The organism is Sporosarcina soli (assembly GCF_042655805.1).
Lineage (GTDB): Bacteria > Bacillota > Bacilli > Bacillales_A > Planococcaceae > Sporosarcina > Sporosarcina soli.
This window is the reverse complement of sequence record NZ_JBHSNO010000005.1, coordinates 234,022-256,554: the sequence shown is the minus strand read 5'-3', so window position 1 is coordinate 256,554 and position 22,533 is coordinate 234,022. Positions and strand designations below refer to the sequence as shown.

At 44.5% G+C, this 22,533-nt stretch carries 25 protein-coding genes; 18 read left to right on the top strand and 7 right to left on the bottom strand.

The features are described 5' to 3' along the window. Positions 1–3: 3 nt before the first annotated feature. Together hfq and ACFPRA_RS05590 are read left to right on the top strand one after the other, a co-directional pair. On the top strand, positions 4–228 hold the full coding sequence (hfq, locus tag ACFPRA_RS05595) for an RNA chaperone Hfq (protein ID WP_381431571.1): 225 nt from the start codon (positions 4–6) through the stop codon (positions 226–228). A 395-nt stretch (positions 229–623) separates the two neighbouring features. Beyond that, entirely contained in the window at positions 624–1,889 is a 1,266-nt protein-coding gene (locus tag ACFPRA_RS05590) for a methionine gamma-lyase family protein (RefSeq protein ID WP_381431569.1), read from the top strand. A 517-nt stretch (positions 1,890–2,406) separates the two neighbouring features. On the opposite strand, the gene lexA is transcribed toward ACFPRA_RS05590, so the two are convergent. Next, positions 2,407–3,027: a transcriptional repressor LexA gene (gene lexA / locus ACFPRA_RS05585; RefSeq protein ID WP_381431567.1), complete on the bottom strand. Its 621-nt coding sequence runs from the start codon at positions 3,025–3,027 to the stop codon at positions 2,407–2,409. 195 nt (positions 3,028–3,222) lie between these two features. On the opposite strand from lexA, the gene yneA reads away from it, so the two are divergent. The 6 genes from yneA (at position 3,223) to ACFPRA_RS05555 (ending at position 7,730) form a co-directional block, all read left to right on the top strand. Continuing rightward, on the top strand, positions 3,223–3,537 hold the full coding sequence (gene yneA, locus ACFPRA_RS05580; RefSeq protein WP_381431565.1) for a cell division suppressor protein YneA: 315 nt from the start codon (positions 3,223–3,225) through the stop codon (positions 3,535–3,537). Further along, entirely contained in the window at positions 3,534–4,196 is a 663-nt protein-coding gene (locus tag ACFPRA_RS05575) for a YneB family resolvase-like protein (protein WP_381431563.1), read from the top strand. The genes yneA and ACFPRA_RS05575 overlap by 4 nt, the downstream gene beginning before the upstream one ends. A 66-nt stretch (positions 4,197–4,262) precedes the next feature. After that, on the top strand, positions 4,263–4,496 hold the full coding sequence (locus ACFPRA_RS05570) for a DUF896 domain-containing protein (protein ID WP_239388747.1): 234 nt from the start codon (positions 4,263–4,265) through the stop codon (positions 4,494–4,496). A gap of 89 nt (positions 4,497–4,585) precedes the next feature. Continuing rightward, positions 4,586–6,592, top strand: coding sequence for a transketolase (tkt, locus tag ACFPRA_RS05565; RefSeq protein WP_381431561.1), 2,007 nt, complete (start codon positions 4,586–4,588; stop codon positions 6,590–6,592). A 269-nt stretch (positions 6,593–6,861) separates the two neighbouring features. Then, positions 6,862–7,311 carry a sporulation inhibitor of replication protein SirA gene (gene sirA / locus ACFPRA_RS05560; RefSeq protein ID WP_381431559.1) on the top strand — a complete coding sequence of 150 codons (450 nt, stop codon included), beginning with the start codon at positions 6,862–6,864 and terminating at the stop codon, positions 7,309–7,311. 182 nt (positions 7,312–7,493) lie between these two features. Continuing rightward, positions 7,494–7,730, top strand: coding sequence for a YneF family protein (locus tag ACFPRA_RS05555; protein WP_239388745.1), 237 nt, complete (start codon positions 7,494–7,496; stop codon positions 7,728–7,730). Positions 7,731–7,837: 107 nt separating this feature from the next. On the opposite strand, the gene ACFPRA_RS05550 is transcribed toward ACFPRA_RS05555, so the two are convergent. Both ACFPRA_RS05550 and ACFPRA_RS05545 read right to left on the bottom strand, forming a co-directional pair. Further along, the gene (locus ACFPRA_RS05550) at positions 7,838–8,761 is read right to left on the bottom strand and encodes an alpha/beta hydrolase (RefSeq protein ID WP_381431557.1); all 924 of its coding nucleotides are present in this window, start codon (positions 8,759–8,761) and stop codon (positions 7,838–7,840) included. A 13-nt stretch (positions 8,762–8,774) separates the two neighbouring features. Next, a complete protein-coding gene (locus tag ACFPRA_RS05545) occupies positions 8,775–9,680 on the bottom strand; it encodes a hydroxymethylglutaryl-CoA lyase (RefSeq protein ID WP_381431555.1) in 906 nt (301 codons plus the stop codon). A gap of 78 nt (positions 9,681–9,758) precedes the next feature. On the opposite strand from ACFPRA_RS05545, the gene ACFPRA_RS05540 reads away from it, so the two are divergent. Further along, a complete protein-coding gene (locus ACFPRA_RS05540) occupies positions 9,759–10,943 on the top strand; it encodes an acetyl-CoA C-acetyltransferase (protein ID WP_381431552.1) in 1,185 nt (394 codons plus the stop codon). A 20-nt stretch (positions 10,944–10,963) separates the two neighbouring features. After that, positions 10,964–11,215 carry a YqkE family protein gene (locus tag ACFPRA_RS05535; RefSeq protein ID WP_381431550.1) on the top strand — a complete coding sequence of 84 codons (252 nt, stop codon included), beginning with the start codon at positions 10,964–10,966 and terminating at the stop codon, positions 11,213–11,215. Between the two features lie 128 nt (positions 11,216–11,343). On the opposite strand, the gene ACFPRA_RS05530 is transcribed toward ACFPRA_RS05535, so the two are convergent. Then, on the bottom strand, positions 11,344–11,619 hold the full coding sequence (locus tag ACFPRA_RS05530) for a small, acid-soluble spore protein, alpha/beta type (protein ID WP_381431548.1): 276 nt from the start codon (positions 11,617–11,619) through the stop codon (positions 11,344–11,346). A gap of 208 nt (positions 11,620–11,827) precedes the next feature. After that, entirely contained in the window at positions 11,828–12,235 is a 408-nt protein-coding gene (locus ACFPRA_RS05525; RefSeq protein ID WP_381431546.1) for a YmaF family protein, read from the bottom strand. 185 nt (positions 12,236–12,420) lie between these two features. Here ACFPRA_RS05525 and ACFPRA_RS05520 point away from each other — a divergent pair, with 185 nt between their 5' ends. Next, positions 12,421–13,215: a VLRF1 family aeRF1-type release factor gene (locus ACFPRA_RS05520; protein ID WP_381431544.1), complete on the top strand. Its 795-nt coding sequence runs from the start codon at positions 12,421–12,423 to the stop codon at positions 13,213–13,215. A 524-nt stretch (positions 13,216–13,739) separates the two neighbouring features. Beyond that, positions 13,740–14,219 carry a metal-dependent hydrolase gene (locus tag ACFPRA_RS05515; RefSeq protein ID WP_381431542.1) on the top strand — a complete coding sequence of 160 codons (480 nt, stop codon included), beginning with the start codon at positions 13,740–13,742 and terminating at the stop codon, positions 14,217–14,219. A gap of 96 nt (positions 14,220–14,315) precedes the next feature. Here ACFPRA_RS05515 and ACFPRA_RS05510 read toward each other — a convergent pair whose 3' ends face one another. Then, a complete protein-coding gene (locus tag ACFPRA_RS05510; RefSeq protein WP_381431540.1) occupies positions 14,316–15,107 on the bottom strand; it encodes an SDR family oxidoreductase in 792 nt (263 codons plus the stop codon). 247 nt (positions 15,108–15,354) lie between these two features. On the opposite strand from ACFPRA_RS05510, the gene ACFPRA_RS05505 reads away from it, so the two are divergent. After that, complete coding sequence (locus ACFPRA_RS05505; protein WP_381431538.1) at positions 15,355–17,178, top strand: LysM peptidoglycan-binding domain-containing protein; 1,824 nt, start codon at positions 15,355–15,357, stop codon at positions 17,176–17,178. A gap of 52 nt (positions 17,179–17,230) precedes the next feature. Here ACFPRA_RS05505 and ACFPRA_RS05500 read toward each other — a convergent pair whose 3' ends face one another. Continuing rightward, entirely contained in the window at positions 17,231–17,410 is a 180-nt protein-coding gene (locus ACFPRA_RS05500; protein WP_381431536.1) for a hypothetical protein, read from the bottom strand. A 355-nt stretch (positions 17,411–17,765) separates the two neighbouring features. Between ACFPRA_RS05500 and ACFPRA_RS05495 the strand changes: the two genes are divergently transcribed. From ACFPRA_RS05495 to ACFPRA_RS05475, 5 genes are all read left to right on the top strand, one after another. After that, positions 17,766–17,924: an aspartyl-phosphate phosphatase Spo0E family protein gene (locus ACFPRA_RS05495; protein ID WP_239389174.1), complete on the top strand. Its 159-nt coding sequence runs from the start codon at positions 17,766–17,768 to the stop codon at positions 17,922–17,924. A gap of 462 nt (positions 17,925–18,386) precedes the next feature. Further along, entirely contained in the window at positions 18,387–19,400 is a 1,014-nt protein-coding gene (locus tag ACFPRA_RS05490; protein WP_381431534.1) for an ABC transporter substrate binding protein, read from the top strand. A 17-nt stretch (positions 19,401–19,417) separates the two neighbouring features. Further along, the gene (locus ACFPRA_RS05485) at positions 19,418–20,470 is read left to right on the top strand and encodes an ABC transporter permease (protein ID WP_381431532.1); all 1,053 of its coding nucleotides are present in this window, start codon (positions 19,418–19,420) and stop codon (positions 20,468–20,470) included. Then, positions 20,445–21,242 (top strand): ABC transporter ATP-binding protein, encoded by a 798-nt coding sequence (locus ACFPRA_RS05480; RefSeq protein ID WP_381431530.1) that lies wholly within the window; start codon positions 20,445–20,447, stop codon positions 21,240–21,242. Before ACFPRA_RS05485 ends, ACFPRA_RS05480 begins: the two co-directional genes overlap by 26 nt. A gap of 120 nt (positions 21,243–21,362) precedes the next feature. Then, the gene (locus ACFPRA_RS05475; RefSeq protein WP_381431528.1) at positions 21,363–22,502 is read left to right on the top strand and encodes an NAD(P)/FAD-dependent oxidoreductase; all 1,140 of its coding nucleotides are present in this window, start codon (positions 21,363–21,365) and stop codon (positions 22,500–22,502) included. The last annotated feature ends 31 nt before the right edge of the window (positions 22,503–22,533 follow it).

The following is a 22,533-nucleotide window of genomic DNA, read 5'->3' as shown; positions in this document are numbered from 1 at the left end:
TGTATGGCACAGAGAAATATGCAAGATGTTTTTTTGAACTCGTTACGAAAGAACAATACATTCGTGACCGTATTTTTAACGAATGGGTTTCAGTTAAAAGGACTTATTAAATCATATGATAATTATACTGTCCTTCTTGAATCTGATGGGAAACAGCAACTTATTTATAAACATGCAATTTCCACATATGTCCCATCTAAGCCAGTCATTTTAAAAGAAGAAGATTAAACAAAAGCGTAAGGCGCCGTTTAGATGCGACAGGCATAAGGCGAGTCGACGGCGTGGTGTTCTTTGCCACAGAGTCGGCTTGACTATCAAGGAACGCAGTCTAAGTGCGCCGCGTCCTGAAAGTGCCTTAATTTCTGCAAAAAACGCAGAAATTAAGGCCAATCAAACCCTTCGGTGTTTGACTGGCAACGACTGCGTAACTCACATCCTGTGAGCCTCCGAGCATCTGGCGCCTGGAGTCTGGACGAAAACAAAAGCGGAACGAGGCTAACATTCCTCGTTCCGCTTTTAATTTGCGTATTATTTTTCAATCAAAAAAACAAACCAAAATATTGACCTATGTGGCCAGACTGATAAGATAATGGAGTGACTATTGAATGGAATGAGGAATCACAATGCAATTAACTGAATTGGATGATCGCCTATTAAGCAAAGCGGAAGCGATGGAAGGTAAGCTGGCACCATTTTTCAAAAGTGTCGAAAAAACCGCTTTTTATAATCAACGGAAAGTACTAGCGGCGTTCCGTAAAAATATGGTCAGCGATTTTCATTTGTCCGGCTCAACGGGTTACGGCTATGATGACAGCGGCCGGGATACGCTTGAACAGGTCTATGCCGATGTTTTCGGAGCGGAAGCCTGTCTTGTACGCAATCAGATTATCTCCGGGACACATGCCATTTCGATCAGTTTATTCGGTATCCTGCGGCCGGGTGACGAGCTACTTTATATTACGGGAAAACCTTATGATACACTGGAATCGATCGTTTACGGAAAAGGGAAAGATACCGGCTCACTTGAAGACTATGGCATCACATACAAGCATATCGATCTGAAGGAAGATGGTTCGGTTGATTTTGAAGAAGTTGCGAAAAATATCCATCAGAAGACGAAGATGATCGGTATCCAGCGATCAAAAGGCTACTCCGATCGTCCTTCTTTCATGGTCGATGAAATCGGGGACATGATTCGCAAAGTAAAGGCTATCAATCCGAACCTCGTCGTATTTGTCGACAATTGTTACGGTGAGTTCGTCGAGGAGAAAGAACCGACGGAAGTCGGAGCAGATCTGATGGCAGGATCGCTCATTAAGAATCCGGGCGCAGGTCTTGTAAGGACAGGGGGGTATATCGCGGGGCGTGCTGATTTTGTTGAAAAATGTGCCTATCGAATGACTTCCCCAGGTCTAGGCGCGGAAGCGGGTGCATCGCTCGATACGTTACTGGAAATGTATCAAGGATTTTTCCTCGCGCCGCATATCGTCAGCCAAGCGGTCAAAGGCGCCCTGTTTACAGCGGCAATCCTTGAAGATTTCGGCTTGCAGACATCGCCCCATTATACAGACAAAAGAACGGATCTCATTCAATCGGTTTCATTCGCTAATGCGGATCAAATGATAGCGTTTTGTCGGACGATTCAATCGAACTCGCCGATCAATGCCCATTATGCACCTGAGCCTTCCTATATGCCTGGTTATGCGGATGACGTCATCATGGCGGCCGGGACATTCATCCAAGGCTCCAGCATTGAACTGACAGCGGATGGCCCGATCAGGCCGCCGTATACGGCTTACGTCCAAGGGGGGCTGACGTATGAGCATGTTAAAGCCGCCGTCCTGTCTTCCATTGAAAAACTTGTTGAGGATCAATTAATCGAAAACTAGGCACGGAGAAGATGGAAGTGCCCTTTATCTACATTCAGCAGAAGACTCCCACCTCCCCAGGTGGCGAGATGAATGCGATTTTGTTTTTTCTGTTCAGCGTTTGTTCAAACGCCCGCTGAACGAATAATGGAAGGCAGTCTAAGTGCGCGACGTCCTAAAAGGAAAGTGCCTTAATTTCTACAAAGATCGCAGAAATACGGCAAATCGAACCCTTCGCTGTTCGATTCGCAACGACTGCATGACCTACATCCTGTAGACCCGCGGATGTCACAAGTTTTTAGAGGAGCTTTTCTTCCAAAAGCGTTGGGCGCCTGATTAGCAGCGACAGGCATAAGGTGAAGATGTGGCGTGGCGTTTTTTGCCACAGAACAGCTTTGACTTATGACCTAAGCTCCTGGCGCCCAGAGCTAGATGCGAGCGAGCTCTGGACGCAATTACGCCGAGGCGTAATTGATACCAAACAAAAAGAGCTATTCCGTATGCAAGCATGCAACGGAATAGCTCTTTTTGTTTGAAATTAATGAATCAATCGATAGACCCCGACAACTTTACCGAGAATTGAGACGTTATCGACAATAATCGGATCCATCGAGGCATTTTCAGGTTGCAACCGGAAATAGCCTTGTTCTTTAAAGAAGCGTTTGACGGTCGCTTCGTCATCTTCTGTCATCGCAACGACGATTTCCCCATTATTGGCTGTCGCTTGCTGTTTGACGACGACATGGTCGCCATTCAAGATACCGGCTTCAATCATACTGTTGCCGACAATTTCAAGCATGAACAGCTTGTCTTCCGCCGTACCGAACGATTCGGGAAGAGGGAAGTACTCTTCGATATTTTCAATCGCTGTAATCGGTAATCCCGCTGTGACTTTTCCAACAAGCGGCACATGGAGAACACCTGGTTTCATCGCGTCCAATCCATCCGGATCGAGAATTTCAATCGCTCTCGGCTTTGTTGGATCTCGCCTGATAAACCCCTTGCTTTCCAGACGAGCAAGATGTCCGTGAACCGTCGAACTGGAAGCTAGGCCGACCGCTTCACCAATTTCCCGCACGGATGGTGGATAACCTTTTTTCTTCACTTCCTCTTTGATAAAAGACAATATATCTTCCTGTCTTTTTGAAATCTTTTTCACTCCATTCACCTCTCAACTCGTAATCTCTTTTTCTTCGGATGATGAATACGAACAACCGAACTTTTCATATCATCATTATAACAGCCGTTCGCATGGATGGCAAACACAAGTTCTGAAAAGATGTTGACAATCCAATTGGGCTTTTTTATAATGAGAACAAGTATTCCGAACAAATATTCGTGGAGGGGATTTTTTATGACTTTCATCAAAAATAATAGCTATTTTTTTGTACTGTTCATTTTATGTATAGGCTTTACAATGATAGGTGTAAACAAGTTGAATAAAGAAGCGGCTTATCTAGAGATCACGGTTTCCGAAGGCGATTCACTATGGGCATTGGCTCATCAGCATGCGGACAATCGTCCGGTGAATGAATGGATTGAAGATGTGGTGAAACTGAATGATTTAGCGACATCCACCATCCATCCCGGAACTGAATTGCGTTTGCCGTCTTACGAGAAACTAAGGAATAAGTCCTTCGATCATCAAATAGCGGAGAGTGGAAGATGAGTGATTACAGGAAAAGCTGTGTCATCTATTGCCGGGTGAGCACAGAGAAAAATGCCCAGGAGATGTCCTTGGCAAGGCAGGAAGAAGAGCTGAAGGACTTGGCGGCTACATTGGATTTTGAAATAGCTGATTGCTTTAGGGACAAACATAGCGGTTATGATATTGAGCGGGAAGGTTTGCTTTCACTTCTTGACTTTGTAAGGGATGAGAAAGTGGACGCGGTTTTGATCCAAGATGAGACAAGACTTGGACGTGGGAATGCACGGATGGCGGTTTTACATCTGCTGGCGAAAACCGATACGGCTGTTTATTCCCACAATGATGGCGGTCCGATTGCACTCAATGAGATGGATACGATGCTGCTGGAAATTTTGGCGATCGTAGAGGAATACCAAAGGAAATTACATAATGCTAAAATTAGGCGTGGAATGAGACGGGCCGTGAAGGAAGGGTACCGGCCGGAGCGCAACTTGAAAAACAGGGGAAATCCGGAAGGGCGTGAGCGGATTGAAGTGCCGATCAGTGAGATTGTGGCGTTAAGGGATAAGGGTTTGACATACGAAGAGATCACAGGTGTTCTGAAAGGTCTCGGTCATGATATTAGCAAAGCGACTGTCCACCGTCGTTATAAGGAATTTGAAATGGAGCAGGAAGGCTGATTGTTTGCACTTTCTGCTCTTTTTGTATACGTTCTAAGTATTCTTTATTAAATGGAGGAAACGATAATGCTTTCAAAAGATAAAATCAAGCGCATTAACGAATTGTCAAAAAAATCGAAGACGTCGGGACTCACGATTGAAGAAGCGAAAGAGCAGACGCAATTGCGCAAGGAGTATTTGGAGTCATTCCGAACATCCATGCGTGATACGATTGAGCATGTCAAAGTGGTTGATCCGGATGGCAATGATGTGACCCCGGAAAAAGTGAAACAAGCCCGCAATCATAAATACCTCAACTGACCTTTGCATTCATCCACCGGATTGTCTAAACTAGTAGATGGAAGTAATGTTAGACTACTTTGATTTTGAATTGTGAAAGGATGTATACAATGACTCAACAGATCGATCAACTCGCGATTAACACGATCCGTACTCTGTCCATCGATGCAATTGAAAAAGCGAATTCCGGCCATCCGGGATTACCGATGGGCGCGGCGCCGATGGCTTATACATTATGGACAAAGCATATGCACCATAATCCTGCAAACCCGAAATGGTTTAACCGCGACCGTTTCATTCTTTCCGCTGGCCATGGATCAATGCTACTTTACAGCTTACTGCATCTAGGCGGTTACGATCTTCCGATGGATGAAATCAAAAACTTCAGACAGTGGAATTCAAAAACGCCTGGTCACCCGGAATACGGTCATACAGCTGGCGTTGAAGCGACGACAGGACCGCTTGGGCAAGGGATCGGGATGGCTGTCGGAATGGCGATGGCAGAAAGACATCTTGCTGCAACTTATAATCAGCCCGGTTTCGAAGTGGTCGATCACCACACTTTTGCACTCTGCGGCGATGGTGATTTAATGGAAGGTGTTGCAGCTGAAGCGATTTCACTTGCGGGCCATCTCCAGTTGAATAAACTGATCGTTCTATACGATAGTAATGATATTTCCCTCGATGGGGATTTGGATATGTCCTTCACTGAAAATATCCGTAAACGATTCGAGTCTTACGGCTGGAATTACATCCGTGTAGAAGATGGCAATAATATCGGACTCATTTCAAATGCGATCGAAGAAGCGAAAGGAAATGAAGGAGGCCCGACAATCATCGAAGTGAAAACAGTGATCGGCTACGGCTCTCCAAACAAATCCGGTAAAGCGGACTCACACGGCGCACCACTTGGCGAAGATGAGATGAAATTAACGAAAGAATATTACAAGTGGACATTTGAAGAAGACTTCCATGTTCCGGAAGGGGTTTATGAAACCTTCCAAGAAGCAGCCGAGCAATTGGGCGCGAAAAAGGAACAAGAATGGAACGAATTATTTGCAAATTACAAAGCTGCACATGGTGAACTTGCGCAACAATTGCAAGATGCCATTGATCGCAAACTTCCGGAAGGATTTGAACAAGCTTTGCCGGTATATGAAGCAGGTACATCCCACGCGACTCGTTCCGCATCAGGCGATGCCATCAATGCGATTGCGAAAACAGTCCCTTCATTCTTCGGAGGTAGTGCGGATCTTGCAGGCTCCAATAAGACGACGATCAAAGGGGCGGGGGATTTCCTACCGGCCAATTATGCTGGACGTAACATTTGGTTCGGCGTCCGCGAATTCGCTATGGGGACAGCACTGAACGGAATGGCTTTACACGGCGGTCTACAAGTATTCGGGGGTACGTTCTTCGTATTCAGCGATTACGTCCGACCAGCAATCCGTTTGTCTTCTCTGATGGGCGTACCGGTTACGTATGTCTTCACACATGATAGCGTTGCAGTTGGTGAAGATGGCCCGACACATGAGCCTGTCGAGCATCTTGCTTCTTTACGTGCAATGCCAGGTCTATCGGTCATTCGTCCAGCCGATGCTAATGAGACATCAGCGGCATGGCATACGGCAGTAACCTCTGAAAGTACGCCAACCGTCCTTGTTCTTTCTCGTCAAAACTTGCCTGTTTTGCCGAAGTCGGGTGAACTTGCAATGACGGGTGTCAAAAAAGGGGCGTACATCGTATCGCCGGCGACAAAAGAACAAGCAGATGCGATATTACTGGCAACGGGCTCAGAAGTGAGTCTAGCTGTGGCTGCTCAGAAAACGCTGTTGGCAGAAGGCATTGACGCAGCAGTCGTATCAATGCCGTCATGGGATCTGTTTGAAAAACAAGACGAAGCTTACAAACAAAGCGTTTTACCAAAAGAAGTGAAAAAACGTCTTGCGATTGAAATGGGAACATCACTCGGATGGCATAAGTATACAGGTGATGAAGGAGCAGTCCTTTCCATCGATACATTCGGTGCGAGTGCTCCTGGAGATACAGTGATCAAAGAATTCGGATTTACTGAAGAAAATGTCGTTACAAAAGTGAAAGAGTTATTCAATAACTAATATCGAACGGAAAACTGTTCCGCTGTTCAGAAAAAGGACGGCTGGAACAGTTTTCTTTTATCCTCACAAATTCTCTTTCTTTTCCGACAATAATAGTGTGGTTCTATTCCGCAATCTGACAGCCTTTTTAATACGGAAGCTGTACGCTATAAATAGGTGCAAGCAACAGCTGGAGAAAATGAGTGAGGAGGTGAAAGCCGTTCGCTAATTTTTTTGTTTTACCCGCAGGGGTAACAAACAAAGTTAATAGATTGGCAACGGTGACGATTATGCGATCATATGGAATTTATAAGGTGAAAGAAATGTACCAGCCATTTGTTATAGGGCGAGAAAGACTGCTGTATGATTTGTTGAAAGAAGATGGGCTTCAAAATGATTACTTACCGGAAGTACATTACTTATGTGAAGAGCTTGAAGATCAGTTGATTGACGAAGCGATCATGACCAATCTTGGGAAAGGCTTTCCGTCCATTGAATACCGGGATCAAGAATACAAATTGACCCATCCGGTGAAAGGTTCCATTGTCATCTCACAATCATCTTATTCGCTGAATGTCTGCTGCAATGGTTCAAGGATGTTGGATTTGGATCTGTTCGTCGCATTATCCGGCTCGGATGACCGATTTTTTGCGGTGATGGATGGTCAGGGAGAATGGGGATGGTTGAAACCGATTAAATATACAGATCTTCGTGTGAAAGAGGCTGCTGGCTTATTATGATCAATCCATGTCGAATCGGATAGGGATACGCGTTTTTATTGTGCGTCTCTATCCGATTTGTCATGTAATCCACGCACAATACTATAATTTTCCGGGCGTCCATTGCTATTCACTGCCGCAATGTTGTATAATCCTTCATGGTAGAGTAAACTCGAATTACTGAGGTGAAGGAGGTATAGCGGATGAGTACTGTATGGTGGATCGTATTGATCATCGTCGCGCTAATCGCAGGTGTGGCCCTCGGATTTTTCATTGCACGTCAATATATGATGAAATATTTGAAAGATAACCCGCCGATTAATGAAGAAATGCTACGTATGATGATGATGCAGATGGGTCAAAAGCCTTCACAAAAGAAGATCAATCAAATGATGGCACAAATGAACAAAGTGAGTGACAAGGCCAGCAAGAAGAAATGATGGAATGTGACGCGGACAAGCCGTGTCGGATTACTGCTTGCTCAAAATAAGAAAGAAATTATAACATAGGAAAAACCCATTCGATGCTTTGAATGGGTTTTTCTGGATCAATTTAAGTCGAAGCGCGTCAGGAATTCCTGGACGGTTTCTTCGTATTGTTCTGGGTTGTCATTGAATGATTTTGCATGCGCTCCTTTTGGGAAGAGTTTCAGCATTTTGTCCCCTTGTTTCAACGCATGCAATTCTTTTGTCATATAAGGGAGGATGAAGTCGTCTTCCATACTATGGATAAAAAGTATCGGGTTTGTAATATTCATCACTACTTCACGGGGGGAAATCGAACCGAGTGTATACCCATCCCTTATTTTCAGAAAGAGGTTGGCAATCCGAATCGCCATAGAAGTGCGAAGCGGTGTATCTTTTCGCAAAATATGAAGCACTTGCTCCGTAATGTCTGAAAATGGACAGTCAACAATATGGAAATTGGCTTCATCTTCAAATGTCCCTGCGTACAAAATGGTCGTCGCTGCGCCCATCGATTCACCGTGAATGCCAAGTAAAGCATTATAACCGATTCGCTCTCGGATTGTATGGACAACCGTTTGCAAATCTGATTTTTCATAAAAACCGAAGCTTGTTGTCTTGCCCCCGGAATCGCCGTGACGGCGGTGATCATACACGACAGAATTAAATCCCAATCTTTCAAAAAGCCGGGCATATTTCATTGAATTGATCTTGTTTTCTGTAACACCATGGCAGATGATCACCGTTTTTGTTGTATCCAGTGGTTTTAGAAATACGGCTTTCAAACGGTAGCCGTTCGGTGACTCAATCCACATTTCCTCTTTCCGGACCGTTTCATACCAATGTTGGTCGAATCGTTTGGCAAGGATTTCACGTTCCAAAATCAGGTCTGCATCTTTCAGCTTCAAGAACATGACCCGATTCGTCGTGAATACACCGAAAATGGTGATTAACGCTGAAAACAAACCTGAAATGACACCTATCGCATAGAGGATACGACGTTTCAAACCGTTCATCTCCCTAATTCAATTGCTCATTAAGAAACAACTTGTACATTGCCGTGTCGATTGGTCTAGATACGTGCGGTGCAATCATTTGGATAGCCTCACATACTTTTTTTACATCGACCCCCGTTTCGATTTGGAGCGTATCGAGCATATACACGACATCTTCAGTGGCAACATTGCCTGTCGCGCCTGGTGCAAAGGGACAACCACCCAAGCCTCCTGCAGAGGTATCAAATCTGTCGATACCCGCTTGCAGGCTTGCAAAAATATTTGCCAGTGCCATCTTCCGCGTATCGTGGAAATGGGCGGTCAACAGGACGTTGGGAAGCTCATTTTTTAAGCGATGGAACAGCACATAGCTTTCCTTCGGATTGGCCATGCCAATCGTATCTGCAACACTGAGTTCATCCGCTCCGATTGCGACGAAGCGTTGGCATAATGCAACGACGTCATCAGGATTTATCTTTCCTTCATATGGGCAATAAAATGCAGTGGAAATGCAAGCCCGGATGAACACGCCATCCTTTTTCAATTTTTGAATGACAGGTTCAAGGGCGTCCATCGCTTCATCCGTCGTTCGGTTGATATTGTTTTTGTTAAATGATTCGCTGACCCCTACAAAGACGGCAACGCTACGTGCACCAGCTTCAATGGCCAGTTCTGCACCTTTGGCATTCGGTGCAAGGACAAATTGTCGTCCTACTTTCTCGGTTTTCTCTACAATGGCTTTGGCATCTGCCATTTGCGGCACCCATTTTGGCGAAACGAACGAAGTGAGTTCCATTTCTTGAATGCCTGCACGTTGTAAAGCATGGATAAAAGCGAGTTTGTTTGCTTCATCGACATGCTTTTTTTCGTTTTGCAAACCATCTCGAGGTCCCACCTCGATAATTGTCACATTGTTTGGTAAAATGAACATAACATCCCTCCTCTAGTATATTGTAAAGAAGGGATGTATATACAGGCAACTGAATTAAGAGAATAGGGGGAAAATGAAATGTCGACAGAAGTGGTAATTGTAAGTGCGGTACGTTCAGCAATTGGTTCTTTCTTGGGGTCATTGAAAGATGTCCCGGCAACAGAGTTGGGGGCAACTGTCATTAAAGAAGCCATCCAGCGGGCGGGGATCAATTCTGAGGATGTCGATGAAGTCATCATGGGGAATGTACTACAAGCAGGACTTGGTCAAAATCCGGCTCGGCAAGCTGCGTTAAAGGCTGGCCTTCCTGAAAGTGTATCGGCTATGACCATCAACAAAGTATGTGGTTCCGGCTTGAAGGCTGTACATCTTGCACGTCAAGCAATCGTTGCCGGCGATGCGGAAATCGTTGTTGCAGGCGGCATGGAAAATATGAGCCAAGCCCCTTATTTATTGCAAAATGGACGAGAAGGCTTTAAGATGGGAGATCAGAAAATCAAGGACAGCATGATCCAAGATGGCCTTTGGTGTGCATTCAATGATTACCACATGGGGATCACGGCTGAAAATCTATGCGATCGTTATGAAATTACACGCGAAGAACAGGATGCGTTTTCAGCAAAATCTCAACAAAAAGCGGCGGCAGCGATTGAGGCCGGCGTTTTTAAAGAGGAGATTGTCGCGATCGAAATCCCCCAACGCAAAGGGGATCCGATCGTATTCGATACAGATGAATACGTCAAAGCGGGGACGACGGTCGACAAACTTGGCAAGCTTCGCCCTGCATTTAAAAAAGACGGCAGCGTAACAGCGGGGAATGCATCGGGCATCAATGATGGGGCAGCGGCTCTTGTCATCATGTCAAAAGCAAAAGCGGATGAGCTCGGGCTTTCACCACTCGCGACTATAGCGGCGAATGGAAGTGCCGGTGTCGATCCATCCGTCATGGGAATCGGTCCTGTCCAAGCGGTGAAAAAGGCGCTCAACAAAGCGGATCTGGAGCTGGCGGATATCGAGCTCGTCGAAGCGAACGAAGCATTCGCGGCACAATCTCTGGCGGTAGATAGAGAGCTTGAATTCAATGCGGATATATTGAACGTGAATGGCGGTGCCATCGCTCTTGGACACCCAATCGGTGCAAGTGGGGCACGGATTCTTGTCACTCTTCTTCACGAGATGAAGCGCCGTGATGCGAAATCCGGGCTTGCTACGTTATGTATCGGCGGTGGACAAGGCGTCGCTACGGTTGTGACACGTCCTTGAACGAAAGAAGGTGAAATAGGATGGCGAAAAAGCGCAGACAGCCGACCTCTTCTCCAAAGAAGACAGAACAAGAAGGCTTGACCCTTTCAGATGCACTCGGCGACGATATCCTTGAAAAACTGAAAGCAGCAAAAAAAGAATTATCAGTAGCCGAACAGGAAAAGGAAGAGAAGCGTCAAGAACAATTGCGACGTGAACGGAAAGAACGCGAAAAGAACAAGTCTTTCGAAGAACTTCTTGAAGAGTATGGGGACGTTGGGTCGAAATATTGACGTGAAGTGTAAACTATCTCCTAATCTATGAAGAGAATAACAACAAAGGGGCATCGGGAACAGTAAACCGATGCCCCTTTCTATTTTAAAAGGATAAAAATAGTTCATGGGAATGGCTTACGGTATTTTTACTCTTTCTTCATCATCTGTTCCTGCGCCATCCGGATCATTTCTTTCACCATATTACCCCCAATAGGACCACCGATTTTGCCAGCCTCTTCCGCGGTGATTTTTCCGTTATAGCCTTTTGTTAGTGGAATACCGAGTTCGTCCGCAATTTCAAATTTCACATCGTCCGGATTTTTCGCATTTACTTGATAACCTTGTTCCCGCATGACATCGGCTTTCAGTTTATCCAATTCTTTACGCGCTTCTGGAACTAAAATTTTGTTGTTTTTTGCCAAATTCTCTCCTCCTCCCCACATAGTATTACCCGAATTGGAAACTCTACTCTACAATTCGAAAAACGAAAATAGACGTGGGGCAATTCTTTCGACTGTCCTACGGTCCATCCTGAATCAACGTTTATTCGGTCATCAATTTTTCGATCCGTCCTATCAAAAGACAAAGAAAGCCATCTCGGATTAGGATGGCTTTTCAAAAGTGTAACGATTAACTTGTAGAAGGCTCCGTAAAGCCTTTGATGACATGTGTATGACCGTCATCCATCGTTGTCCGAATTTCAACGTAATGTGTATGATAACCGCCTGGCATTGGTATAGGAATACTCGTATAGGCTTCATATTGGTGGATATGCCCATCATCGAAAGTTGTATTTCCGGTCAGATAATGAATATGCCCCTCTTCCGTCTCGATTGGCGTACTTGTTACACCGGGATGCATATGGACATGCCCGTCTTGACAAGTCGTGGCACCAAGATGACCATGCGTATGTCCTTTCTTCTCTTTAGACTCCGTTTTCTGAGGGCGGTACAGTAAGGGATTCTGAGTATCCTCCGCTTCAGATAACGGGATAGATAACAGACTGTCTGGAGGGTTTTGAATGGGATCGAAAACCACATTTTCAACTCCTTTAACTTGATCATCTCAATGTAACGTATGTCAAACTAAATGGAACAGTTCATGTTGGAAATACGCAATTTTTAAAAATGAAATGAATGATTTGGTAATGATGGAGTTGTTTTAGACAATGTCCACGAGGGTATGCTTTAGATGAAGGAAAACAGAAGGAGGATTCTCGAACGATGGCTTTAAAAAATGAGATTCAAACATTAAAGGATTTTCAATGTAACGACCGTTGTGTGTTAAGTGTCTATTTAAATACGAATCCTGGTGATCCTGAACAGTTAAATGGTGCCTGGCGAATCCATCTAAAAAGCGGATTGAAACGAATCGAAGAGTATTTGACAGCATCCGACGATGAAACAGAAATAAAAGCATTTACGGAATTGAAGAAAAAAGTATCTAAGGAAGTGGAAGATCATAAAAATGAGTTGACAAAAGGGGTTGTCATTTTCGCTTCTGACAACCCAGATCTTTGGTCTGTTTATTATGTGCAAGTTCCTGTCAAAACGAGCTTCCACTGGGAGAATCATGCCGTAACAGAACAACTCGAGTACATGTATAAAGCCTATCCGGAAGCGGGTATCGTCTTGCCGAGTTTCGGAGAGGTCCGCATCTTATGTACTGCAATGGGTTATGTCAATGGTGAAGTGACATACGAATTCGATCCGAATCTTGAGGGATGGGGCGAGAGGGACAAGGCGTCAGCCGCTCATAATGTAGGGATGGGCAGCACAAAAGGTGACGCAATTGAACCGCGGCTGCGAGAGAATTTACATCGGTTTTACAAAGGAATGGGTGAAATCGTTGAAAAGTTGAAGAAAGAACGGGGATGGCAAGAAATTCATGTGTCGGGTGAAGCCGACCATGCAAACGCCTTTGCCGAAGTCTTGCGTGAAAAACCTGCAAGCTGTATTTACAAAAACTTAAATAACAGCAAACCGAATGACATTATCCACCAAGTTTTCGAAAAATAACAACAAATAGTGGATGGAACCACGCTCCTTAGGGATTTTAAAAGGGAGCGTGGCTTTTTTGATTAAAAGCGTGGGACGCTGTAAAAATATAGATGAATGGACCTATTTTGATAGGCAACATTTGCATTGCAACAGATGAATAGTACAATAAAAGATGCCATTTATCTTTATTCAGCAAATCTTTATGTACTGAAAGCGAAGCGTCAGCTACAGAAGCCCTTCACCTCTGTTGGTGGCGAGATGAATGTCAGTTATGTTTTCCTGCTCAGCGGGTGTTCAAACGACAGCTGAACGAATAATGGAAGGCAGTCTAAGTGCGCGACGTCCTGTCGCAACGACTGCATAACCTACATCCTGTAGGCCCGCGGATGTCACAGATTTTGAAAGGAGTTAATTCTCCAAAAGCGTAGGGCGCCTGTCGCCCGAAGTCTAGACGTGAGCCATGCTCAATTCAAAATCTGGACGCAATTACGCCGTGGCGTAATTGATAGAGATGGTAGAATTCAAGAGAATAGGGGAAAAGCATGAGAGGAAAAACACACATCGTAGGCGGTATTGCAGCAAGTCTTGCTTTGGCCCAATTGTATCAGTATGATCCCGGCATAGCGATGGGAGCCGGTGTTGTCGGTGCGCTTGTTCCGGATATTTGTCATAGCGGTAGCAAGATAGGGAGAAAGTTCCCTTTGTTATCCAAGCTTGTGAACAAAGTATTTGGGCACCGGACATTTACACATAGTCTTTTATTTTTTGCTATCATCGCCTTCGTCCTGGACATCTACTTGTCCAATGATGCGATTCGTGCAGGATTTCTAGCAGGTTTGGCTAGTCATTTACTGTTGGATATGGCCACGAAGAACGGGATCCAACTATTGTACCCGATCAAGTTTACGGTGCGCTTACCATTGACCGCAAAAACCGGTGGGAAGGTAGAATCCATTGTATTTGCAGCGCTATCACTTTTGTCATTCTATTTAGGATACATTGCGTTTGCTTACTATCTGTGAAAATAGTAACGGAAAAGTAGGAAGCAAACAGTGATGGAAGATGCCGGATTCCCGAACGACCGCGATCGTTTGGAATATCCGGCACCTCGACGGTTGTTATAAGGCTTTCAACAGACCACCGTCAATAACAAGGGACTGTCCTGTGAGGTATGTGTTTGCCGCGGAAGCTAAAAACACAACTACTTTTGCAAATTCCTCCGGTTGTCCATAGCGTCCGATCGGGATCAGGCTCTTTTGGTAATTCGTGATGTCTTCGAAGGAAACGCCCTTTTTTTCCGCCGTTACACTATCCAGTTCGATGATTCGATCCGTTTCGATACGCCCTGGTCCAATCGTATTGACTAAAATATTGGAAGAGGCCAATTCACGGGCAAGTGATTTAGTAAGTCCGACCATACCTGAACGGAATGTGTTAGAAAGGATCAGATCATCAATAACTTCTTTGGTAGACGAGGAGGATATATTAATGATCCGCCCGAATTGGTTTTCTTTCATATGTGGAATGACTGCCCGGGTTGTACGGATGTAACTGAGCAAATTCTTTTCAAATGATTCGTACCAATCCTCATCTGTTACTTTTTCAAAGCCTCCAGCTTTCGGTCCGCCTGTATTGTTGATCAAAATATCGACGGACCCGAATTGTTTATGTACTTCTCGGAACAACTTCGCAATGTCATCGGAAGAGGACATATCACAAGTTTGATAATGGATCTTCTCGTTCCCTGATAATCGTTTAATCTCCTCAGCAGCTTCGCGCAATGATGTTTCCCCCCTACTTGAAAGGATGACCGTTGCACCTTCATTTGCAAATTCCAATGCGGTAGCTTTCCCGATCCCTTTACTCGATGCCATGACAACTACAGTTTTGTTTGTTAAACCGGTATCCATCTGATTCCTACCTTTCTCTCAATAGATTGAAATAAAAACTTTCTCTTCATTCACTTCAATTTTACAGGAATATTTCATAGATTCAAATAACCCCTCCTACAAATGAAAATGTCATCGATGATAGAACCTGCATGTAGCTTTATTCTTTCAATGAGCTGTTTTTCTATCGGGCACCCCTCTTTCTCTAGACGAATAGCATACGGAAGGGAACATATACGTTATTTATGAATGAAGAAGGGATGTGTGAATGATGCAATCATTTTATCGTGTACGTTCTGGTGATACGGTGGACCAAATCGCAAAGCGTTGGAACATCCCGATCAAAACGCTCATTGCGGCCAATCGATTAAGTCCACCTTATCCGTTACAACCGGGACAACAGTTGTCCATGCCTCCTGGCGTCAATCGTTATCGGGTGCAGACGGGCGATTCCGTTTATCGTCTATCCCAAAATTTTGGTGTGCCGGTGGCGACAATTGCACAGGTCAATGAGCTTGAACCTCCCTATATTTTACGTGTCGATCAGTTATTGACGATCCCGATGGGTGACCCTTATTATGTCGTCCAATCTGGAGATACGTTGGCCGATATCGCCAACCGTTATCATGCCATGACCGAGGGACAGCCGAATCCGGAAAAAATTCAGCAAGTGAATCATCTTGCATCCGACAAAATCATCGAGGGGATGCATTTGACTATTCCGTATGCACCGATAGAAGATGCTGGGGCTATTGCGTATATTTCTAATCGGGGAGGGCAATTTGATATTTGGCTTCTCGATTTACGAACCGAAGAGAATCAGCAATTGACGATGGGATTAGGAGATTCTTTTTCCAAGCCTGTTTGGTCGCCTGATAGTAGTCAAATTGCATTTGTTGGTAAGGACGCCATCCTCTATGTCATTTATGTCACAAGTGGACGCCTAGCAGGTATTGACCAATTGACAGAAGGAGGAGATTTCAAACTCGCTTGGTCTCCTGACAATTCCCGACTCGCTTACAGTGCTAGGGGAGTCATCATGCTATACAATACAACGACCCATGAGGCGGAACGTATCGACGAACCTGGCGCTACGAATATCAATTGGTTTCCAGATGGGAATGAATTATTGTTCCAAGCGCTGGATGCCTCGGGTGTTAGCCAACTATATCGCTATAAACTCGATGGGGCGGAGAAACGGCAAATTACACACAATACATTGGGTCCGTTACATGACGTCGCCTTGTCACCGGACGGACTTTTCGTACTGTATACTTCGCCGGGAGCCAGTGTTTCATTAATTTACACGATTGAATTAGCTTCTGGAAATGTCATGGACATAAAAGGCGGCCCACTTGCCAAAAATTACTACCCGACATGGTCACCCGATTCTAGCCAAATCGCCTTCAGCTCGACCGCCTTTCAAGATCGAGGCTATTTTTCCCAACTCCGCACTGTAGGGAAACAGGGAGGAGATGAAAGAATTTGGACCATTTCAAATTGCTATTCAACCCCCGTGACATGGTCGCCGGATGGGAAGAAAATTGCTTATCTTTCAGGATGTGGAGAACAGCAATATGCAAACGAAATATGGGCGATTGATCAAAGCCATCCTGCTCCGATTCAACTATTGGCAGGGACAAATATTATGTCTTTACAATGGTCTCCAACCGCTGAAAGGGAATCAATGAGAAGAGAATACACGAATGAAACCTTTGACGTCAGTTTCCAGTATCCGGCACATTGGCAAAAGGTGAGGGATGATCGTTATGAGGGAAAAGACGGTTTTTTTCAAATTTCCGCATTATCTGGTTCGGAGCAGATCGACAGCGTCTGCCATGCAATTGCTTTTCAATCGACTCTACCCTATGGAACAAACCCACAGATCCAACCTGCAGGAAATGCCTATGACGAAGCTTGTATAATCTACCCGTCTTCCGATCAACGAGATGAAATGAAAGGGCAGGCTGCCTATATCGTCAAGTATCAGACGCCTGTAACAATAGACGGAAAACCTTATAATTACTTTTTATTATGGGCGGATAAAGAGCATATCCATGCCATTACCTCTACAATGCTGTTTTTGCCTTAACTACGGGAATAACAGGAAAACTGCCCATCATATAGCAGATGGGCGGTTCGAATTACGGATACCATTTTTCGGCTTCACTTTTTTCCCTTTGGTTTGGTGTCATCGGTTCTTGTTTAGGTGTTATATTTCCAATTTCAGCTAATTCCATGGAGATTTCCTCTTTCATCTCATTATTTCTCCGTTTTTTTTGAGGAGAATTCTGATTTGTTGAATTCTGATTTTGGGTTCCCATTTCAATTCCTCCTTATGAACATTGTGATGCTTACTTAATATGGTCTTCCTCTTTCTTTTCATTCGTCCTTTTCGGCATGCAAAACGAAAGATCAATTGACCACTGAAATTGCAATCGTAATGCAGGGCTTTCGAAAAAAGTCAATTTATAAGTACTGAAGTGAATGACAAAAATCTTGAATCCGACAATTATTCCGATCGATTATGACAAATTTGTGAAATCGTATGTATCATCCGTAATTCGACAATTAATTTAAGCGAAACATTGTAAGATATAAAAGGTTGCTTCTCAACTTACTAGATTGTCGCCTTATGCTTTGAAGCCGAATATATAGTATGGAGGAAGAATTGTGAACATGTTAGTAAACAGGAATCTATTGAGGTTTCGAATTGAGCGAAAAAGGAAAGCGATGTACAAGAAAGCCAAAATTTTTGGATATACGCATCCTTTTGTTGTCGCTTGTAGTCAGGAATTGGATGTGTTGATCAATAGCTATCATAAAATGGCATCATGAGGAATGGGTTTTTCAAAATCGACAGACGCACTGTCCAATAATCTTTGCTGTTTGGTGTATATGGATCAGTTCCGATAAGGGGAAGTGATCGTTTCAGCCTGGTGATAAACGCCCGCATCCGTTGCTATGGAAAGTGAAAATGCGAAATTTGGATGCCTTCTTCTCGACAAGTGTTTTCAATCAGGCTGAAAAATCCTATTGGCGTAATACGCTGTAACGATCAGTTCCCAACAAGAGGAAGTGATCGTTTTTTGATAGGTGTGAAAACTTATACATAAATAATAATAGAGGTGTATAAATATTAATATAAAATTACCGGAAGTTCAATAAAAACAGGAATGTAAACGCTTTAATTATTTAGAATACTATATTACTTATTGACTAACTATGAAAGAAAGTGTACTATACGAATAATTATCGATGAATATTGAAAATAAAGAAAGAATACAAGGGGGAAAAGAAATGAAGAGAAACTGGATAACTTATACAATGGCATTATTTGGCATTGTATTCTTATTAGCTGCGTGTGGAGGCGGAAATGAAAACACGTCTGACGCACCAGCCGATGACAGTGCATCAAAAACGAATGATGAAACAAAGACTTATAAAATTGGTGTTACACAGATTGTGGAGCATCCTTCGTTAAATGCGGCATATGACGGCTTTAAACAGGCTTTGGAAGATGCGGGTCTTAAGGTGGACTACAATGAGCAAATTGCACACGGGGATAAAAGCAATAATACGACAATTGCGACCAACCTGGTTAGTTCAAATGTAGATCTTATTTTTGCGAATTCGACAGATAGTGCACAAGCGGCTTTGAGTGCAACGACAGAAATTCCTATCGTCTTTACGTCTGTGACAGATGCCGTCGGTGCGGAGCTGGTTGCCTCCGTGGAGAACCCAGGAGGAAATGTAACAGGCACAATTGATAATCACCCAGAAGCGATTCCTCAAACATTGAAATTTATGAAAGAGGAATTAGGGGTGAGTAAAGTTGGGATGGTCTACAACTCCGGGGAACAAAATTCAGTTTCTCAAGTGAACGCAGTGAAAGAATTGTTGAAAAATTTGGACATGACAGTGTTTGATGCATCTGTAGCAACATCTGCGGATGTGAAACAAGCGACGGAATCATTGATCGGCAAAGTGGATTCACTTTATATCATCACGGATAATACAGTCGTTTCGGCACTTGAATCGGTTATTTCAGTTGCAAACGACAACCAACTTCCGATGATGGTCGGAGAATTCGACTCCGTTAAACGTGGCGGATTGGCAGCTTACGGTTTCGAGTATTATGACATCGGTTATGAAGCTGGCGAGATGGCAGTGAAAATATTAACAGGTGAAAGTACACCGGCAGAACTGCCTGTACAAGTTCCACAAAACTTGAAGCTTGTCATGAACAAAGAAACAGCGGAAACAATCGGATTAGAGATTAAAGACGAATGGCAAGCTGAATTCGGCGAATAAGTAGGAGATGGTTTTCAATGTTTGCAGCTGTATTTGGCTCAGTTGAGCAAGGAATTATTTATGCCATCATGGCACTCGGTGTGTACTTGACCTTCCGAGTGCTGGATTTTCCGGATCTGACGGTAGATGGAAGTTTCGTAACGGGTGCCGCGGTGGCGGCGACAATGATTGTCACCGGCTATCCGCCGTTACTTGCTACGGCAGTGGCGATTTTTTGTGGTTTTTTAGCCGGTTGTATTACGGGGTTATTGCATACAAAAGGGAAAATTAATGCTTTGCTGTCTGGGATTTTGATGATGATTGCCCTCTATTCCATTAATTTGAGGATTATGGGCTTTTCAACTGAAGGTTCGGTCGGCCGTCCAAATATCCCATTGTTGAATGCAGAAACGTTGTTTAGTAAGTTTCATGCTTTTTGGGGCTCGCTCGGCATTGATGATGCGATTAATGGCTTTTTAAGTTCGCTCGGTTTCGAGCATTTGCCTTCTACATGGGGCACCCTAATTTTAATGATTATCGCCACGATTCTCATTAAAATTGTCGTGGATTGGTTTTTACAGACGGAACTGGGGCTAGCTATCCGGGCGACGGGTGATAATAAAAAAATGATCCGCAGTTTCTCTGCCAATACGGATACATTGGTCATTTTTGGACTCGGTCTTTCAAATGCGCTTGTTGCCTTTTCTGGGGCGCTCTTCGCCCAATACTCAAAGTATTCGGATATTGGTCTAGGGATCGGAATGATTGTGATCGGTTTGGCTTCCGTCATTATCGGTGAGGCGATTTTCGGAACGAAGACGATTGTCCGTACAACGTTAGCTGTCATTTTTGGAGCCATAATTTACCGTATTATTTTGGGTCTTGCGCTTCGAGTGGATTTCTTGGATACAGGCGATATGAAAATGATTACTGCGGCCATTGTTATTGCGGCTCTCGTCTTGCCACAATTCGTTGACAAAAGACGTGAGAAAGCGAGAAAAGCGAAGCGGCATGCTGAACGTTTGGCGGCACGCAATCATGCGTTGAGTAAGGAGGAGAAGGCCGTTGTTGAAACTCGAGCAAATCAATAAAGTATTCAATGAGGCTACTCCCGATGAGAAAATTGCACTCGATCAGATTAACCTGCATTTACAACCGGGCGACTTTGTTACGGTGATTGGCAGTAATGGTGCAGGGAAATCGACGATGATGAATATGATTTCAGGGGCACTTACGCCCGATTTCGGCATCATTGAAATCGCGGGGAAAAACGTTGTCAAACTTCCTGAATACAAGCGTTCCGAAATGATTGGCCGAGTGTTTCAGGATCCTATGGCAGGTACGGCACCTTCCATGACCATTGAGGAAAACTTGGCAATGGCCTATTCCCGTAACAAAAAACGCAGGCTGCGAAAAGGGGTCGACGGCAAACGGCGCGATTTTTTCCGTACTTCACTTGAAACCCTTCATTTGAATCTGGAAAATCGGATGAATGCCAAAGTAGGAATGCTATCAGGAGGAGAACGCCAAGCACTTTCTCTACTTATGGCAACTTTCACACAACCATCCATTTTATTGCTTGATGAGCATACAGCTGCACTCGATCCATCAAGAGCGGCATTGATCACAGACCTGACGATGGAACTTGTCGAGAAAGACAAGTTGACGACATTGATGGTCACGCATAATATGCAACAAGCGTTGGATTTGGGGAACCGGCTGATCATGATGGATAAAGGGCAAATTATTTTTGAAGTCGGGGAAGAAGAAAAGAAACAGTTGACAATTGAAAAGCTGATGGCGGAATTCCAACGTATCCGTGGTGAAAAACTAACGAGTGACGCGGCATTGCTTTCCGTATAAAAGAAAAAACATGACTCATTGTACGATTAGATGAGTTATGTTTTTTTATGTTTCTAGCATGTCTGGACCATTGGACTTGGTATACTATAAGAAAGATTCGAAAGAGAAAAGGTGTGGAGTATGAAGAAAATTATTGTCATCGGTGCCGGTATTTTAGGGGCATCAACTGCGTATCACTTGGCAAAGGCAGGAGCTGATGTGACCGTAGTAGATCGTAAAGACCCGGGTCAAGCTACGGATGCAGCGGCCGGTATCATTTGCCCTTGGCTGTCGCAACGGAGGAACAAAGCATGGTATGCACTTGCGAAAAATGGCGCCGCCTATTATCCGTCCCTGATCCGTCAACTGGAAGAGGATGGTGAGGTGGAAACCGGCTATCGGCCGGTCGGCGCCATCAGTTTACATACGGATATTGTCAAATTGGGGAAAATGGAAGAAAGAGCGATGAAGAGAAGGGAAGATGCGCCGGAAATGGGCGACATCTGTCAGCTCGATACAGAGAAGACCGTTGCATTATTTCCGCCGCTATCTCCGGATTATGCAGCGGTACACGTCAGCGGTGCTGCCCGTGTAAATGGACGGGCATTGCGTGATGCACTCATTCACGCAGCGAAAAAATATGGTGCGACATTTATCCATGGATCAGCGAAACTTTTGGCGGCACAAACAGCAATTACTGGCGTGCTTGTGGAGGGACAATCCTACCATGCAGATAAGGTTATCCTGGCGGCCGGAGCATGGGCACCGGAATTATTGGCGCCTCTTGGGATCGATTTGCAAGTGACTGCCCAAAAGGCACAAATTGTCCATCTTCGGCTTGAAGAAGCGGAAACGGGAGCCTGGCCGGTCGTTATGCCACCGACAGATCAATACATTCTCGCATTTGAAAACGGGAAAATGGTCATCGGCGCTACACATGAAGATGATCAACCATTCGATCAGCGACTGACAGCTGGAGGACTGCATGAAGTATTGGACAAGGCACTCACGGTTGCCCCTGGATTAGCCGCTTCGACTTTCTCCGAAGCGCGGGTCGGATACCGCCCGTTCACTCCAGGATTCCTTCCAATCATTGGTGCAATGCCCGGTATGGAAGGATTAATTTTAGCGAACGGGCTAGGAGCTTCAGGTTTGACGGTTGGCCCTTTTTTAGGTAAGCAACTGGCCAAGCTCGCCATGGGAGAACCAGTCGATATCCAATTGGAATGGTATGACGTTGCAAATGCGATAAATGTTGGCAAAAGGCGAGCAGAGGAATGATGTGTAACCCAACGACTGTATGGAGATAGTA

What these genes read in the sequence shown, in the direction of transcription:
- ACFPRA_RS05545 (WP_381431555.1), bottom strand. Translation starts at nt 9,680, where the DNA reads ATGTTCATTTTACCAAACAATGTGACAATTATCGAGGTGGGACCTCGA.
- hfq (WP_381431571.1), top strand. Translation starts at nt 4, where the DNA reads ATGGCACAGAGAAATATGCAAGATGTTTTTTTGAACTCGTTACGAAAG.
- ACFPRA_RS05575 (WP_381431563.1), top strand. Translation starts at nt 3,534, where the DNA reads ATGAGTGATTACAGGAAAAGCTGTGTCATCTATTGCCGGGTGAGCACA.
- yneA (WP_381431565.1), top strand. Translation starts at nt 3,223, where the DNA reads ATGACTTTCATCAAAAATAATAGCTATTTTTTTGTACTGTTCATTTTA.
- ACFPRA_RS05505 (WP_381431538.1), top strand. Translation starts at nt 15,355, where the DNA reads ATGATGCAATCATTTTATCGTGTACGTTCTGGTGATACGGTGGACCAA.
- ACFPRA_RS05515 (WP_381431542.1), top strand. Translation starts at nt 13,740, where the DNA reads ATGAGAGGAAAAACACACATCGTAGGCGGTATTGCAGCAAGTCTTGCT.
- ACFPRA_RS05500 (WP_381431536.1), bottom strand. Translation starts at nt 17,410, where the DNA reads ATGGGAACCCAAAATCAGAATTCAACAAATCAGAATTCTCCTCAAAAA.
- ACFPRA_RS05535 (WP_381431550.1), top strand. Translation starts at nt 10,964, where the DNA reads ATGGCGAAAAAGCGCAGACAGCCGACCTCTTCTCCAAAGAAGACAGAA.
- ACFPRA_RS05495 (WP_239389174.1), top strand. Translation starts at nt 17,766, where the DNA reads ATGTTAGTAAACAGGAATCTATTGAGGTTTCGAATTGAGCGAAAAAGG.
- ACFPRA_RS05520 (WP_381431544.1), top strand. Translation starts at nt 12,421, where the DNA reads ATGGCTTTAAAAAATGAGATTCAAACATTAAAGGATTTTCAATGTAAC.
- ACFPRA_RS05570 (WP_239388747.1), top strand. Translation starts at nt 4,263, where the DNA reads ATGCTTTCAAAAGATAAAATCAAGCGCATTAACGAATTGTCAAAAAAA.
- ACFPRA_RS05555 (WP_239388745.1), top strand. Translation starts at nt 7,494, where the DNA reads ATGAGTACTGTATGGTGGATCGTATTGATCATCGTCGCGCTAATCGCA.
- sirA (WP_381431559.1), top strand. Translation starts at nt 6,862, where the DNA reads ATGCGATCATATGGAATTTATAAGGTGAAAGAAATGTACCAGCCATTT.
- tkt (WP_381431561.1), top strand. Translation starts at nt 4,586, where the DNA reads ATGACTCAACAGATCGATCAACTCGCGATTAACACGATCCGTACTCTG.
- ACFPRA_RS05510 (WP_381431540.1), bottom strand. Translation starts at nt 15,107, where the DNA reads ATGGATACCGGTTTAACAAACAAAACTGTAGTTGTCATGGCATCGAGT.
- ACFPRA_RS05590 (WP_381431569.1), top strand. Translation starts at nt 624, where the DNA reads ATGCAATTAACTGAATTGGATGATCGCCTATTAAGCAAAGCGGAAGCG.
- ACFPRA_RS05475 (WP_381431528.1), top strand. Translation starts at nt 21,363, where the DNA reads ATGAAGAAAATTATTGTCATCGGTGCCGGTATTTTAGGGGCATCAACT.
- ACFPRA_RS05490 (WP_381431534.1), top strand. Translation starts at nt 18,387, where the DNA reads ATGAAGAGAAACTGGATAACTTATACAATGGCATTATTTGGCATTGTA.
- ACFPRA_RS05485 (WP_381431532.1), top strand. Translation starts at nt 19,418, where the DNA reads ATGTTTGCAGCTGTATTTGGCTCAGTTGAGCAAGGAATTATTTATGCC.
- ACFPRA_RS05540 (WP_381431552.1), top strand. Translation starts at nt 9,759, where the DNA reads ATGTCGACAGAAGTGGTAATTGTAAGTGCGGTACGTTCAGCAATTGGT.